Raw genomic sequence first — 14,271 nt, 5'->3', positions numbered from 1 at the left:
GGCTCCTTACACTCGCGCCCATGACCATTCTGATCCGCCGGGCGCGGGTGGCCGACGCCGCCTTCCTCCCCGCCATTGAAACCTCGGCTGCCGACCTTTTTCGCAGTGATCCGCAACTGGCCTGGCTGGCCGACGCCGAAGTCGCCGATGCCCAGAGCCAGCGCGACCCCATCCGCCAGCACCCGGTGTGGGTCGCGGTGACCGCCGACGGCACCCGCTGCGCCTTTCTCAACGCCCAGATCTGCGAGCGCGAGCTGCATGTGTGGGAAATCTCCGTTGCCACTGGCCACCAGGGCCAGGGCATTGGCAAGCGCCTGTTACAGGCGGCGCGGGAGTTCGCCCTGGAGCAGCAGCTCACGGCCCTGACCCTCAGCACCTTCCGCGAACTGCCCTGGAACGAACCTTTCTATCAGCGCCAGGGCTTTGTCACCCTGCAGCCGGCCCAGCTGAGCCCGCGCCTGCGTCAGGTCCTGGCCGAAGAAGCGCAACACGGCCTGCCCGCGGCGCGCCGCTGCGCCATGCGCCTGCCCCTGTAGAACCCAGCTGGCGGTAGGAGCTGGCTTGCCAGCGAAAGGCGATTTCCTGGCCGGTGCAAGGCTTGCACGCCTGTTCGCCGGCAAGCCGGCTCTTACAGGTGTAAAGCAGCAAAATAAATGCACTAAACCAGCATTATTATGAATTTGTCAGCTGCATGAAGGCTCGGCACACTGTGCCCGTTCCTCCCCCAAATGTTGGAACGTTCAAGGGCTTTCTGGTGATCCAGACAAGCCCTTCTTTTTGCCCGTCGTTTAGCCGTGGACCCCGTTGCCGATGCTTGCCCGCTGGAAACCCGCCGCCATCAATACCCGCCCCTTGGAATGGAGCCGCGCCGCCATCGGCATGGGCCTGGGCACCCTGCTCAGTGTCTGGCTCTGCGCCCAGGTGTTCGGCATGCCGGTGGCGCTGCACCTGATCGGTCCGTTGGGGGCCTCGGCGGTGCTGCTGTTTGCCGTGTCTTCCGGCGCTCTTGCCCAGCCCTGGTCGATCCTGGGCGGTTACCTGTGCGCCGGGGTCGTGGCCTTGCTGGTGGCCCATGTGCTGGGGCGTACCCTGGGCAGCGCCTGCCTGGCGGCGGGCATGGCCCTGGTGCTGATGTGCTGGTTGCGCTGCCTGCATCCGCCGGCCGGCGCCCTGGCCCTGACCCTGGTGCTGGCCGATCCAGCCAGCGTGGCGCTGGACTGGCGTGAACTGGGCCCGGTGATGCTAGCGGCGGCCAGTCTCCTGGGCAGTGCCCTGGTCTACAACAACCTGACGCGGATTCGCTACCCCAAGGGCCCGAGCGATGCCCCGACGATCCTGCCGTCGGCCACCCCGAGCGACAGCCTGGCGATCAGCGCCGAAGACCTGAAGCAGGCCCTGGCCGAGATGGAGGAGTTTTTCGATGTCACCCCCGAAGACCTCGAACAACTGATCCACGCCAGCCAAGCCCACGCCCGCCGCCGCAGCATCGGCCAGGTCCTGTCCTCGCGCCCGTGACGCCCCAGCCGCCCATCCCCCTTCGTAGGAGCTGGCTTGCCAGCGAAGGCGTCCTCAGGACCCTTGCCTGACTGGCGGGCCCATTCGCCCCGCAAGGGGCGCCGGAGTTCAGATCATCGGTGACCAGCGCTGGGACCAGTCGTGGTCTTGTTCGATGACCTCGCGCAACACCGCGAAAGCCTGCTGCAACTGCGCCGAGTCACGCTCCCGGGCATACAGCAGGTAAGTGGGGAAGTTGAATTCCGGGGCCTTTTCCACCCGTTCCAGCACGCCGCTGTCCAGGTAGCTCTGCACCACGCGAGTGCGAAAATAGCCGCTGCCGCCGGCATCGAGGATGAACTGCAGGGCCAGTGGCCCCAGGTTGAAGCCCACTGCGGCCCTGGCCTGCTCCGGCAAGGCGGCGTCATGCTGGCGACGGAAGTCCTCGCCCCAATCGATGTAGACATAGGGCTCCGGCCGCCCCGCCAAACGCACCTGGATCAGTTTTTCCTCCAGCAATTGCTCCACCTGCAAACCCGGGGAATACAGCGGCTGGAACACCAGCGCCGCATCCAGCACCCCCAGCTCCAGTTGCCGCTGCAGGCTGGCGCCGTCGCCGATCTGAGTGCGCAAGGCATGATTGGGCAGCGCCTGGCGCAGGCGCCGCACCCAGCTGAGCATCAGCGGGTTGCACAGGCTCGGCTCACCGCCGATGTGCAACACGTTGTGGTAGCCGTCGAGCAGCGGCAGGTCGCGCTGGGCCGCCTCCCAGGTCTGCACCAGCTGGTTGGCGTAGGCGATGAAGGCCTCGCCGTCGGCGGTGGGTCGGGCGCCGGCGCGGTTGCGCACCAGCAGTTTGCAGTTGAGCTGGCCTTCCAGGTTCTGTACCCGGGCGCTGATGGCGGTCTGGGTCAGGTGCAGGCGCTCGGCAGCGGCGATCAGGCTGCCGCTGCGGACGATTTCCAGGAAGGTGCGCGCCAGATCGATGTCCATGGTGCCTCGCCGGCAAAAATTCGAGCGCCATTGTAGCGGCGCTCGCCGCACCGCGCCGCTAGGCCGCGGACATTTGCCGGGCCGGCACCGCCAGGCTCACCGCCCGCACTGACGCCCCGGCCGAAAGCCCCAGGGCCTTGGCGCTCTGCGCGCTGACAATCAGGCTGCCGGCCGCCACCCGCGCCGGTGCGGCGCCGATCCGGCAGTCGGCGAACTGGCGATTGTGAATCAGGTAGGGCTCGGCCTGCTCCCCCGGCGTGCCGATGCTCAGGTGCAGCACCTGGCTGTCGCGTACCGCGCGGATCTCGCCGGTGGCGCATTCGATCAAGGGCCCGCCGTCGAAGATGTCGATGTAGTCCTTGAAGGCAAAACCCTCGGCCTTGAGCATGCCCAGGGCTGGCTCGGTATTGGGATGCACGCGGCCGATCGCCGCCCGCGCCGCTTCCGGCAACAGGCAGGTGGGCAAGGGAAACTTGGGCATCAGTTCGGCGATGAAGGTCTTGTTGCCCAACCCCGTGAGGTAGTCGGCATCGGCGAAATCCATCTTGAAGAAGTGCCGGCCCAGGCCCTCCCAGAACGGCGATACGCCCTGTTCGTCGGAGTAACCGCGCATCTCGGCGATCACCTTGTCGCCGAAAAGTTCGCGGAACTCGGCCAGGAACAGGAAGCGCGCCTTGGACAGCAAGCGCCCGTTGAGTCCCTGGCGATGATCGGCATGCAGAAACAGCGAGCACAGCTCCGATTGGCCGGTCATGTCATTGCCCAGGAACAGGGTCGGCAATTGCTGGTTGATACCGAGGTTCTTCGATGCGGCGACAAACAACCCAAGACGATAGTTGTACCAGGGCTCGCGCAGGCCCACGGCCCCGGCCAGGGCGCAGATGCCCACCACTTCGCCCTGCCCGCTCTGCAGCACGAACAGGTAGTCGGCGTCGGCCCGGGAGGCCTGGCCGGCAAAGGTCTGTTCGGCCCACTGCAGGCGCGAGCGCAAGCGCCCGGCGTCGGCCGGCAAGGTGGTCAGGCCGGCTCCGGCGCTGTGGGCCAGGGCCAGCAGGGCCGGCAGGTCGGCTTGGGTGGCGGGACGGACGATCATCGCGAGTGCTCCAGTTGAGGTTGACGTTCGGGCAGGTAGATTTCCGCCAGCATGCAGCGGGCGCTGCCGCCACCGATGCGTTCAATGGTGTCGATGTTCACCGGCAGGGGCTGCACGTGCTGCTCGATCAGGCGCCGTTGCTCGGCGTCCAGGGAGCGCCAGGCGCTGCGGGACATCACCAAAAGTGGCTCGCCGGCACTGTTGTGCACTTCGAGCATATTGCCGGCGAAGGACTCCAGCTGGGCCCAGGTCAAGGGCAGCAGCTGTTTGCCGCTGCTCTCCAGGCGCTGGCGCAAGGCGGCGCGTTCGTCAACATCGTCCAGGGCCAGCAGGCAAGCGAGGGCCAGCCGGCGACCGACGCTCATCATCACGTTGGTGTGATAGATCGGCGCGCCGTGGCGATCCCGGGCATGAAAGGCGCACAGCTCATAACCCAGGTGCTGCACCAGTTGGTCCAGGGCCCGGGCGTGGGTGCGGGTCGAGTAGCCCGCGTAGCAGATCCGCTGCTGGCGATCCAGGACCATGCTCCCAGTGCCTTCGAGAAACGACTCCTGCTGCTCCAGCGGCGTCAGGTCCAGGGTGCGGGTCACCTGATACTGCGCGTGCAGGTGCGCCAGCACGCCCTTGTAGCGTTCCAGTCGGCGGTTGCGCCCCTGCATCGGGTACAGCACCAGCGTGCCATCCGGGTGGCTGCTCCAGCAGTTGTTGGGAAAGATCGAATCCGGGGTATGGGGCGCCGCGCTGTCCTCGTGGACCAGCACCCGGACCCCGTGCTCGCGCAGCGTCGCGACGTAGCCGTCGAACTCCTGCAGGGCCTTGGCCTGCACGTCTTCGGCGGCACCCGGAGGGCGTTGGAAATGATTGTTGTCGGCGGTGTCCTGGTTGAAGGCGAAACGCGTGGGGCGAATCATCAAAACGCTGTCAGTGGTCTGCATGGGGCACACAATCAATGAGTTTTCAGAGGCGCTCATTGTGATTTTTTGCAGGGGCAAAACCCGGCTGAACGACGGGTTTGCACAGCAGGAAATGGCTGAAAGCACAGGTGGCCCCAGCCGATTTCGCCCCCCCTGAACGCAGCGGCATGCTGGCCGTAGCAGCTGGCTTGCCAGCGACGGCGTCTAATGGACGGCGCCAGGCTTGCGGAGCGCTTAGCCGGCAAGCCGGCTTCTACGCAAGGCGGTGACCGGGGTTATTCCATGCCGGTCTTGACCATGGCCAGCTCGGGGTGGCTGACCAGTTTGTCGATGTGCAGGTCCGGATCGTCGAACCAGACTTCCGTCAGCACCCGGTAATGCTCCATGTCGCGGCAGCGCATGCGCAGGCTGTAGTCGAAGGCGCCGCTGATCAGCCGGCACTCCAGCACCTGGGGACAGCCGCGGACCTTGGCCTCGAAGGCCTTCTGCGCCGCACGCCCGCTCTGGTTGGACAAGGCCACCAGCACCAGCAGCGACAGCCCCGGGGTCAGTTTCTTTTCATCGAGGATCGCCCCGTAGCCACGGATGACCCCAAGCTGCTCCAGCTTGCGCACCCGTTCCAGGCAAGGCCTGGGGGTCAGGTGCACGCGCTCGGAGAGTTTCTGGTAGGTGATGCGCCCTTCGTGACGCAAAACCTCGATGATCGCCTGGTCGATTCGATCAAGCACGATCGACAATTCGCGGATGTCCGCCATGGATGCCTTCCCTCACTTCAAACGGCCGGATAGAAACTGCTGCAAACGTTCACTCTGTGGCTGGTCGAGAATGGCCGCGCTCCCCTGCTCCTCGACCCGCCCTTGATGCAAGAACAACACCTGGCTCGACACTTGCCGGGCAAAGCCCATTTCATGGGTGACCATGAGCATGGTCCGCCCTTCTTCCGCCAGGGCCTGGATCACCTTCAGCACTTCCCCCACCAGCTCCGGGTCCAGGGCCGAGGTCGGCTCGTCGAACAGCAGGATCTGCGGCTCCACCGCCAGGGCCCGGGCAATTGCCACCCGCTGCTGCTGGCCCCCGGAAAGAAACGCCGGGTACTGCTCGGCCACCCGCTGCGGCAAACCCACCTTGTCCAGGTAGGCCCGGGCACTGGCTTCGGCCTCCTTGCGGCCAATGCCCAGCACTCGGCATGGCGCCAGCATGATGTTTTCCAGCACGCTCAGGTGGCTCCACAGGTTGAAGTGCTGGAACACCATGGCTAGGCGCGTGCGCAGGCGCTGCAACTGGGCCGGGCTGGCCACCTGCATGCCGCCTGGGGCATCGCGGGTAACAATCGCCTCGCCGTCCAGGGCAATGGCCCCGGCATCGGCCCGCTCCAGGAAGTTGATGCAGCGCAGCATGGTGCTCTTGCCCGAGCCACTGGCGCCGATCATGCTCACCACGTCTCCGGCCCGGGCTTTCAACGAGACGCCCTTGAGCACTTCGTTGTCACCAAAACGCTTGTAGAGATTTTCAACCGTCAATTTGTACATCGCAGACTCCTGGAACCCCGCCGCTGACAGCAAGGTTCCGGATAGAAAAAGGAGGAAAGGAGCGTCAGTGAGCCGGGCCGAGGAAGCTCAGCCAGCGCCGCTCCGCCAGGCGGAAGGCCGCCACCAGGCCAAAAGACAGGCCCAGGTACAGAAGACCGGCGATGCCGAAGGCCTGGAAGGTCATGAAAGTTGCGGCGTTGGCGTCCCGGGCCACCTTGAGGATGTCCGGGATGGTGGCGGTGAAGGCCACCGAGGTCGCGTGCAGCATCAGGATCACTTCGTTGCTGTAGTACGGCAGTGCCCGGCGCAGCGCCGAGGGCAGGATCAGCCGTCGGTACAGGCGCCAGCCACTGAGGCCATAGGCGTGGGCCGCCTCGATCTCGCCGTAGGGAATGCTGCGGATGGCGCCGGCGAAGATCTCCACGGTGTAGGCGCAGGTGTTCAGGGTGAAGGCCAGCAAGGTGCAGTTCATGGCGTCGCGGAAGAAGGCTTCCAGCAACGGTTGCTCGCGTACCGCGGCGATCCCGTACAGGCCGCTGTAGCAGATCAGCAGCTGGATATACAAAGGCGTGCCGCGAAACACATAGGTGAACAGCTGCACCGGCCAGCGCAACAGGGCCCAGTGGGAGGCGCGCATGATCGCCAGGGGCAGCGACAGCACGAAGCCCATGGCCAGGCTGGCCACCAGCAGCCACAGGGTCATGGCCAGGCCGGTCAGGGTTTCGCCGTCGCTGAACAGAAACGGCCGCCAGTATTCCTGGATCAGTTCGATCATCGCGACAGCCCTCGCACGCCTTGGTTGTAGCGCCGTTCCAGCAGGCGCAGCAGCTGGTTCGAGGCGCTGGTGATCAGCAGGTACAGGGCTGCCGCCAGGAGCAGGAAGTCCAGCATGTTGAAGGTGCTCTTGCCGGCTTCCTGGGCCACCTTGACCAGATCCGACAGACCGATGATCGACACCAGGGCCGTGGCCTTGAGCAGCACCAGCCAGTTATTGCCCAGGCTGGGCAAGGCGTAGCGCATCATTTGCGGGAACACCACGAAACGAAAGCGCTGCCAGCGACCGAGGCCGAAGGCGGCGGCCGCTTCCTGCTGGCCCCGGGGCACGCTGAGCAGCGCCCCGCGAAAGGTTTCGGTGAAGTAGGCGCCATAGATGAAGCCCAGGGTGATGATCCCGGCCACGAAGGGGTCGATTTCCATGTAGGGCCAGTCCAGCAGCTCGGTCAGGGCCGTGAGCCAGCCTTGCAGGCTGTAGAAGATCAGCAGCATCAGCACCAGGTCCGGCACCCCGCGAATCAGGGTGGTGTAGCAGGTTGCCGGCAGGTTCAGCAGGCGCAGGGGCGAAAGCTTGGCGGCTGCGCCCAACAGGCCCAGGGCCATGCTCACCAGCAGCGCCAGGGCGGAGAGTTTCAGGGTCATCCAGGCACCGTGCAGCAACAGCGGGCCGTAGCCTTGCAGGACCGACAGGTCGAGGCCGAAAAGAGTCGTCGAGGTATTCACGCCAATCACCTTGCAGTCGCCACGGCCGAGCCCGGGACGGATCGCGCCTGTCCCGGGGCCGGCCAGGGGCGATCAGTTGTTGTAGAGGTCGAGGTCGCCGAAGTACTTGCGCTGGATCTGGGCGTAGATGCCCTTCTCGTGCAGGGCCTTGATCGCGCCATTGAGCATGGCCTTGAGTTCGTCCTGGTCCTTGCGCAGGCCGATGGCGATCTCCGCCGGCACCAGTGGGTCGCTGATCCCGGCGCTGTTCTCGAAGTCGGCGCCCTGGGGCGAGGCCAGGAAGCTCATCTGCGCCTGCAGCTTGTCCTGGATCGAAGCGTCCAGGCGGCCGTAGACCAGGTCAGCGTAGACCTGGTCCTGGTTCTGGTAGGCCCGCAGCTTGACCCCCGCCGGCCCCAGCTTGGCCCTGGCGTAGGTTTCCTGGATGGTGCCCTGCATGTAGCCCAGGGTCTTGCCCTTGAGGGATTCGCCGGTGGGCTCAAGGCCCGAGCCCTTGCGGGTGACGATGGCCGTCGGCCCGGCGTACAGCCGGTCGCTGAAGTCGATCTGTTTGCGCCGTGCATCGGTGACGGTCATCGACGATTCGATGGCGTCGAACTTGCCGGCCTTGAGCGCCGGGATCAGGCCGTCGAAGTCGTTGCTGATCCATACGCACTTGAGCTTGAGTTCGGCGCAGATGGCATTGCCCAGGTCGACACCGAAGCCTTGTACGCCGCCGTCGGCGGTACTGGATTCAAAGGGCGGATAGCTTGGATTGACACCAAAGCGCAGTTCCTTCCATTCCTTGGCGCTGGCGCCCAGGGAAACGCACGCGATTGCCAGAAGCGGCACGGCCAGCCATTTTTTAGTCATCTTCAGAGTCCCGGATTATTTGGATTTATAGCGGTCCGGCGCTGACGTCGGACCCCACTTGTGACAGGGGCAGAGAGTGGGTGCGGGGTCGCCGCAGTCGAGTTCTTGTTGTGAGTGGGCAGGCCCGGCGGTCAATGCCCGAGCTGCCTCCGATTGCCGCGGTCTAAGCTGCAACGGAACGCCAGAATGCCAACAGCCGGAGCGTCCCAGGTGTCGTAAGGGGCGTCTGAAACAGCCCGGATCGGCTGATAACGGCTATTTCACAGCCGATTCTGTCGTCACGGCTCTAGACCTTGGCCCAGAGCCGTTGTGCAAGGCCCGGAAAGTATTTTTCGCCATGCAAAAATGCACAGTCGACCTGCATCTTTCGGGGTTGTAATCGGCAAATTTGCACTGTTACGATCCGCCGACGCTCGCGCGCGAGCCTCAAACAAAAAACAATAAAAGCAGGGAGTTAGTGATGACTGCTCAGGTTTCATCCCAGACGACACGGGACCTCGACGCCACCTCGGACGAGGTGCTGGTCGAGGTGCGCAACCACATCGGTCACCTGACCCTCAACCGCCCCGCCGGACTCAACGCCATCACCCTGTCGATGGTGCGCACCTTGCAACGCCAGCTGAACGCCTGGGCCCAGGACCCGCTGATCCATGCGGTGGTCCTGCGCGGCGCCGGTGAAAAGGCCTTCTGCGCCGGTGGCGACATCCGCTCGCTGTACGACAGCTATCAAGGCGGCGATACCCTGCATCAGGACTTCTTCGTCGAGGAATACGCCCTCGATCTGACCATCCACCATTACCGCAAGCCGGTGCTGGCGCTGATGGACGGCTTTGTACTCGGCGGCGGCATGGGCCTGGTGCAAGGCGCCGACCTGCGGGTGGTCACCGAACGCAGCCGCCTGGCGATGCCGGAAGTGGCCATCGGCTATTTCCCGGATGTGGGCGGCAGTTACTTCCTTTCGCGGATACCCGGCGAGCTGGGCATCTACCTGGGCGTCAGCGGCGTGCAGATCCGCGCCGCCGATGCCCTGTACTGCGGCCTGGCCGACTGGCACCTGGACAGCGGCAAGCTGGAACTGCTGAACCAGCGCCTGGATCGCCTGCACTGGAGCGACTCGCCACTCAAGGACCTGCAAGGCCTGCTGGCCAAGCTGGCGGTGCAGAGCCTGCCCGCCGCGCCGCTGCAAGCCCTGCGCCCGGCCATCGATCACTTCTTCGCCCTGCCGGACGTGCCGAGCATCGTCGAGCAACTGCGCAGCGTCACGGTTGCCGACAGCCAGGAGTGGGCCAAGAGCACCGCCGACCTGCTGGAAACCCGCTCGCCCCTGGCCATGGCCGTGACCCTGGAGATGCTGCGCCGCGGCCGTCACTTGAGCCTGGAGCAATGCTTCGCCCTGGAGCTGCACCTGGACCGCCAGTGGTTCGAGCGCGGCGACCTGATGGAGGGCGTGCGCGCCCTGATCATCGACAAAGACAAGACCCCCCGCTGGAACCCACCGACCCTGGCGGCCCTCGACGCCGGCCGGGTGGCGAGCTTCTTCAGCGGTTTTGACGGCAGCGGGAGCTGAACTCATGCACGACATCGAACTGAGCGAAGAACAAGTGATGATCCGCGACATGGCTCGGGACTTCGCCCGTGGCGAGATCGCGCCCCACGCCCAGGCCTGGGAAAAGGCCGGTTGGATCGACGACGCCCTAGTGCGCAAGATGGGCGAGCTGGGCCTGTTGGGCATGGTGGTCCCCGAGGAATGGGGCGGCAGCTACCTGGACTACGTGGCCTACGCCCTGGCGGTGGAGGAAATCTCCGCCGGCGACGGTGCCACCGGCGCCTTGATGAGCATCCACAACTCGGTGGGCTGCGGGCCGATTCTCAACTACGGCAGCCAGGAGCAGAAACAGCAATGGCTGCCGCGCCTGGCCGCCGGCGAGGCCATCGGCTGCTTCTGCCTGACCGAACCCCAGGCCGGTTCCGAAGCCCACAACCTGCGCACCCGCGCCGAACTGCGCGATGGCCAGTGGGTGATCAACGGCGCCAAGCAGTTCGTCAGCAACGGCAAGCGCGCCCAACTGGCCATCGTCTTCGCGGTGACCGACCCGGAACTGGGCAAGAAAGGCCTGTCGGCGTTCCTGGTGCCCACCGACACCCCCGGATTCATCGTCGACCGCACCGAACACAAGATGGGCATCCGCGCCTCCGACACCTGCGCGGTCACCCTCAACCAGTGCACCATCCCCGAAGCCAACCTGCTGGGCGAACGGGGCAAGGGCCTGGCCATCGCCCTGTCCAACCTTGAAGGTGGCCGCATCGGCATCGCCGCCCAGGCCCTGGGCATCGCCCGCGCCGCGTTCGAGGCGGCCCTGGCCTACGCCCGGGAACGGGTGCAGTTCGACAAGCCGATCATCGAGCACCAGAGCATCGCCAACCTGCTGGCCGACATGCACACCCGGCTCAATGCCGCGCGCCTGCTGATCCTCCACGCCGCGCGCCTGCGCAGCGCCGGCCAGCCGTGCCTGTCGGAAGCCTCCCAGGCCAAGCTGTTCGCCTCGGAAATGGCCGAGAAGGTCTGCTCCTCGGCGATGCAGATCCATGGTGGTTACGGCTATCTGGAGGACTACCCGGTGGAGCGCTACTACCGCGATGCGCGGATCACCCAGATCTACGAAGGCGCAAGCGAGATCCAGCGCCTGCTGATCGCCCGCGAGCTGAAGCATTACCAGCTGTAGAAAGCAGCGTCGCCAACCAAAAATCGCAGCCCTGGCTGCGATTTTTGGTTGGGCTCCTTAGGAGCCGGCTGGCTGGCGAAGAGGCCCTTGAACCAGGTCCCGCGCCAGCGCCTGTGAGTCGGCCATTACAAGAGCCGCATAACTCGACCCGTACTCTAAGGTTGCTGCCAATCAGAATGACGTCATTGGATACCCGGTTCTTTTACCGAACATACTGATCCTGGGTTCTGATAAAAGTGTCAAATTCCTGGGAGTTGTACACGTCCAGGCATCCATAGAACACCATCTTGCGGGGGGAGTTCTTACTCAAGGCCGAGGTATGCTGGTAGGCATTCAGGATGAACTTTTCCGTTACTGCATAAGGGTCATGCAGAGTCTCTAGAGTGTCTTCGTTCTGGACTATCGAGTGCATTCCCTTTCCCATGAAATGGTAGGCACCAATGGCCAGCGAAATATCCTCCTTGATTGCCGACTGCTCCTTGAACTGACTATCGATGCAATTAGCCAGCCCGTAATTCTTGAGCATTTGACGAGCTTTGGGCAGATCAGCAGCACTGACGGCAACAGAGCACAGTAGATACAAAAAGAAAGCCGAAACAGAACGCATCATCCTTTTAGCCCCCAAAAATAAATAACCACGAGTTTTACCTTGGGATTTTTGTATGCAGCGCCATCCAGTCGATGGTAGTCGCTGCCATCCCCTGTAGTTTTCCCATCCCATAAAGTTGCGTGCCCTGTTGCATCACTCCAACCAGATATCAACATAACCAAAATACCTTGTTTTCCGTTGATATAGCCAAGATTGTTTGGCTTGACTTCATGATCGGGCTTCTTCCAGTTATGTTTCAAGAACTCAAAAAAACCTCGACCGTCATGATGTAGGGGAGTTCATCTGCCCCGCGCAGTCTGTAAATTGGGATTCCTTTGACAATGTCACCTTTGGGTATTTTATACCCTCCATAATTGAATGCCCTGCTCAGTCTCAATGCACAGGCATTCACATAGTCAGCGGGCTTTTCGGCCCTGTGCGCTTCCACTTGCCCACCAACCAATTGGTATACGCTCTCAGAATCCTTGTGACCGACTTCCGCATAGGCTTTCCATAACGTACTAAAGCGCGGGCGCCTTGCATCCACGATCAAAGAAGCGCCGCGGCCAGTTATAGCTATCCTGCTCATTAGCACTTTCCTTCCATGTCAATCACTATCCCGTCAAACGCATTCATGATATTGGCTACACCATCTGCAGCAACAACACCAGACAAGCTCTGTCCGACAGGTTCGCTTAACGTGACCGAAACCCTTTCACCCGGAAGATATCCCGTGGTTTTTACATGAACATTCAGATCTACATAAAACCGAGAAACAGATTCAATGGGGGTTTGTTCCGCCCCATACGAGAGGAAGATACTGTGTATGGTTTTAGGTCCGAGCAGAACCGGCAAAACAGTTGCGCTGGCATGCTCGGCTCCACCATAGACTGAAGACTGGCCAGCAATCACAGTATTGGCCCCAGCTGGGCAACCACAGGCTACATAGTCTCCTTCTAGAGCAACCGGCCCCGCCGGAAAAATTATAGTTCTTGGCCCAACAGCGACTATAGGCCCTTGACCTTTAATGCATACTGGGCAACTTGCCAAGTGCCCTACGGATGAGGTTTCAACCGCACTATCGATACTGATACCTGTATTTCCCTCAAGTACCTGCCCTCCCGTTGAAGTCGGTGATCCTATCCCGATCATTTTTCGTCCCATTTGAGTCTCCCTCTCATGGATATAAGTCAGAAAGGTTCGCTAATCGCTTCTTTCAGGGTGAATTCAACAGCTTCGAACTCCACCCGCGCTTACGTAACGGAAAACGTGAACTGCAAGTGCCTTTGACGCACTGGCATCCCTTCTTGAGCGAGCGGCAACCTAACAAAAGAATTCAGGCGAAACCTATAGGACTTATCGCAAAGCTCCGGGCGGTGTTTTCTCGTGATCAGGACCGGGGCAGCACTGTGAGATGCCAGTTGAAACAAAAAATCGCAGCCCTGGCTGCGATTTTTTTTGCTCCCATGGCCGCCCTCTTTGCCAAGCGCGATCTGCCGTGCAAGGGCTCCCCCAAGCCATGTTGTTCGCGATCGAACAGGTGGGCAGGCGGTAGTTGGCGCGGTGCGTTCAAAAAGATTTTCAACGCAAGATCCGGAGTTCAGCGCCGCTCGCAGCGGCCTATGGTTGGCTCAACGCTCATGCAAAGGAGGTCGATCATGAAACAACTGCAAGACAAGGTCGCGATTGTCACGGGGGCCACGTCGGGAATCGGTCAGGCTGCCGCCCGGCTGTTCGCCCAAGAGGGTGCGCGCCTGATAGTGACTGGCCGTCGCGGCGACGCACTGGATGCGTTGGTCGCCCAGATCCAGCAAGCCGGTGGCGAGGCACTCGGGGTTGCGGGTGACATTCGCAGCGAGGCACTGGCCGAACGTCTTGTAGCGCTGGCGCTGGAGTGTTTCGGTGGATTGGATATAGCGTTCAATAACGCCGGAATGACCGGTGAAAGCCGCTCCGTCTCCGAGTTGACCCTGGGCCAGTGGCAGGCCGTGCTCGACTGCAACTTGACCAGTGCCTTTCTGGGGGCCAAGTACCAGTTGCCTGTTCTGCGCAGCCGGGGCGCAGGCTCGATCATTTTCACTTCCAGCTTTGTCGGGCACCGCGTCGGTTTTCCCGGTATGGCGGCGTATGCCGCGAGCAAGGCCGCGCTGATCGGCTTGACCCAGGTCATCGCCGCTGAAGAAGGCCCCCATGGCATTCGTGCCAACGCGCTGCTGCCCGGGGGCACCGACACGCCAATGGGCCGAGCAGCCACCAACACGCCTGAGAAACGAGCCTTTGTCGAAAACCTGCATGCCCTCAAGCGCCTCGCCCGTCCCGAGGAAATTGCCCGGGCAGCGCTGTTCCTCGCGTCGGACGCCGCCAGTTTCGTCAGCGGGACGGCGATGCTGGTTGAGGGGGGTGTCTCAATCAACCGCAGCTAAGCGCTGCGGTTGAGGGTGCGGGGACGCTGCGGTTATCGATCCTTGAACTGCGGATCACGCTTGGCGATGAAGGCGGCCATGCCTTCTTTCTGGTCCTGGGTGGCGAAGGCGGCGTGGAATACCCGGCGCTCGAAGCGCACGCCTTCGGACAGGCTGACTTCGAA

17 protein-coding genes and 1 pseudogene are annotated in these 14,271 nt (G+C 63.0%); 5 read left to right on the top strand and 13 right to left on the bottom strand.

The annotated features are described in order from the left end of the window. The first annotated feature begins 20 nt into the window (after positions 1-20). Both DNK59_RS31195 and DNK59_RS31190 read left to right on the top strand, forming a co-directional pair. Positions 21-536, top strand: coding sequence for a GNAT family N-acetyltransferase (locus DNK59_RS31195; protein ID WP_110725813.1), 516 nt, complete (start codon positions 21-23; stop codon positions 534-536). Between the two features lie 274 nt (positions 537-810). Continuing rightward, positions 811-1,515, top strand: a complete 705-nt coding sequence (locus DNK59_RS31190; protein ID WP_110725812.1) for an HPP family protein — start codon at positions 811-813, stop codon at positions 1,513-1,515. Between the two features lie 108 nt (positions 1,516-1,623). Here DNK59_RS31190 and DNK59_RS31185 read toward each other — a convergent pair whose 3' ends face one another. From DNK59_RS31185 to DNK59_RS31150, 8 genes are all read right to left on the bottom strand, one after another. After that, positions 1,624-2,487, bottom strand: coding sequence for a LysR family transcriptional regulator (locus DNK59_RS31185; protein WP_092314823.1), 864 nt, complete (start codon positions 2,485-2,487; stop codon positions 1,624-1,626). Between the two features lie 58 nt (positions 2,488-2,545). Then, positions 2,546-3,580 (bottom strand): arginine N-succinyltransferase, encoded by a 1,035-nt coding sequence (gene astA, locus DNK59_RS31180; protein WP_092314821.1) that lies wholly within the window; start codon positions 3,578-3,580, stop codon positions 2,546-2,548. After that, complete coding sequence (gene ctlX / locus DNK59_RS31175) at positions 3,577-4,515, bottom strand: citrulline utilization hydrolase CtlX (protein ID WP_110725811.1); 939 nt, start codon at positions 4,513-4,515, stop codon at positions 3,577-3,579. Before ctlX ends, astA begins: the two co-directional genes overlap by 4 nt. Before the next feature lie 254 nt (positions 4,516-4,769). Continuing rightward, a complete protein-coding gene (locus tag DNK59_RS31170; protein WP_092314817.1) occupies positions 4,770-5,249 on the bottom strand; it encodes an Lrp/AsnC family transcriptional regulator in 480 nt (159 codons plus the stop codon). Between the two features lie 12 nt (positions 5,250-5,261). After that, on the bottom strand, positions 5,262-6,023 hold the full coding sequence (locus DNK59_RS31165; protein WP_092314815.1) for an ABC transporter ATP-binding protein: 762 nt from the start codon (positions 6,021-6,023) through the stop codon (positions 5,262-5,264). A 64-nt stretch (positions 6,024-6,087) separates the two neighbouring features. Further along, positions 6,088-6,798, bottom strand: coding sequence for an ABC transporter permease (locus tag DNK59_RS31160; protein WP_092314813.1), 711 nt, complete (start codon positions 6,796-6,798; stop codon positions 6,088-6,090). Then, positions 6,795-7,520, bottom strand: a complete 726-nt coding sequence (locus tag DNK59_RS31155) for an ABC transporter permease (RefSeq protein WP_092314811.1) — start codon at positions 7,518-7,520, stop codon at positions 6,795-6,797. Before DNK59_RS31155 ends, DNK59_RS31160 begins: the two co-directional genes overlap by 4 nt. A 72-nt stretch (positions 7,521-7,592) precedes the next feature. Next, positions 7,593-8,372: a transporter substrate-binding domain-containing protein gene (locus DNK59_RS31150; RefSeq protein ID WP_092314809.1), complete on the bottom strand. Its 780-nt coding sequence runs from the start codon at positions 8,370-8,372 to the stop codon at positions 7,593-7,595. A gap of 460 nt (positions 8,373-8,832) precedes the next feature. Between DNK59_RS31150 and DNK59_RS31145 the strand changes: the two genes are divergently transcribed. Further along, complete coding sequence (locus DNK59_RS31145; protein WP_110725810.1) at positions 8,833-9,939, top strand: enoyl-CoA hydratase/isomerase family protein; 1,107 nt, start codon at positions 8,833-8,835, stop codon at positions 9,937-9,939. Between the two features lie 4 nt (positions 9,940-9,943). Further along, positions 9,944-11,095 (top strand): acyl-CoA dehydrogenase family protein, encoded by a 1,152-nt coding sequence (locus tag DNK59_RS31140; protein ID WP_110725809.1) that lies wholly within the window; start codon positions 9,944-9,946, stop codon positions 11,093-11,095. 202 nt (positions 11,096-11,297) lie between these two features. Here DNK59_RS31140 and DNK59_RS31135 read toward each other — a convergent pair whose 3' ends face one another. The 4 genes from DNK59_RS31135 to DNK59_RS31125 are packed head-to-tail and all read right to left on the bottom strand — an operon-like array spanning position 11,298 to position 12,848. Continuing rightward, entirely contained in the window at positions 11,298-11,702 is a 405-nt protein-coding gene (locus DNK59_RS31135; RefSeq protein ID WP_371920330.1) for a hypothetical protein, read from the bottom strand. Beyond that, positions 11,702-11,944 carry a T6SS effector amidase Tae4 family protein gene (locus DNK59_RS32230; protein WP_256596742.1) on the bottom strand — a complete coding sequence of 81 codons (243 nt, stop codon included), beginning with the start codon at positions 11,942-11,944 and terminating at the stop codon, positions 11,702-11,704. The genes DNK59_RS31135 and DNK59_RS32230 overlap by 1 nt, the downstream gene beginning before the upstream one ends. After that, the gene (locus tag DNK59_RS32225; RefSeq protein ID WP_256596741.1) at positions 11,941-12,273 is read right to left on the bottom strand and encodes a type VI secretion system amidase effector protein Tae4; all 333 of its coding nucleotides are present in this window, start codon (positions 12,271-12,273) and stop codon (positions 11,941-11,943) included. The genes DNK59_RS32230 and DNK59_RS32225 overlap by 4 nt, the downstream gene beginning before the upstream one ends. Beyond that, complete coding sequence (locus DNK59_RS31125; RefSeq protein WP_110725807.1) at positions 12,273-12,848, bottom strand: PAAR domain-containing protein; 576 nt, start codon at positions 12,846-12,848, stop codon at positions 12,273-12,275. The genes DNK59_RS32225 and DNK59_RS31125 overlap by 1 nt, the downstream gene beginning before the upstream one ends. 494 nt (positions 12,849-13,342) lie before the next feature. Between DNK59_RS31125 and DNK59_RS31120 the strand changes: the two genes are divergently transcribed. After that, a complete protein-coding gene (locus tag DNK59_RS31120) occupies positions 13,343-14,107 on the top strand; it encodes an SDR family oxidoreductase (RefSeq protein ID WP_110725806.1) in 765 nt (254 codons plus the stop codon). Between the two features lie 32 nt (positions 14,108-14,139). Here DNK59_RS31120 and DNK59_RS31115 read toward each other — a convergent pair. Beyond that, positions 14,140-14,271: pseudogene (locus DNK59_RS31115) on the bottom strand (enoyl-CoA hydratase); the annotation flags it as partial.

The sequence above is a fragment of the Pseudomonas sp. TKO26 genome, assembly GCF_003225665.1.
GTDB lineage: Bacteria > Pseudomonadota > Gammaproteobacteria > Pseudomonadales > Pseudomonadaceae > Aquipseudomonas > Aquipseudomonas saponiphila.
The sequence above is the reverse complement of the archived record's forward strand: the minus strand, read 5'-3'. Positions and strand labels throughout refer to the sequence as shown.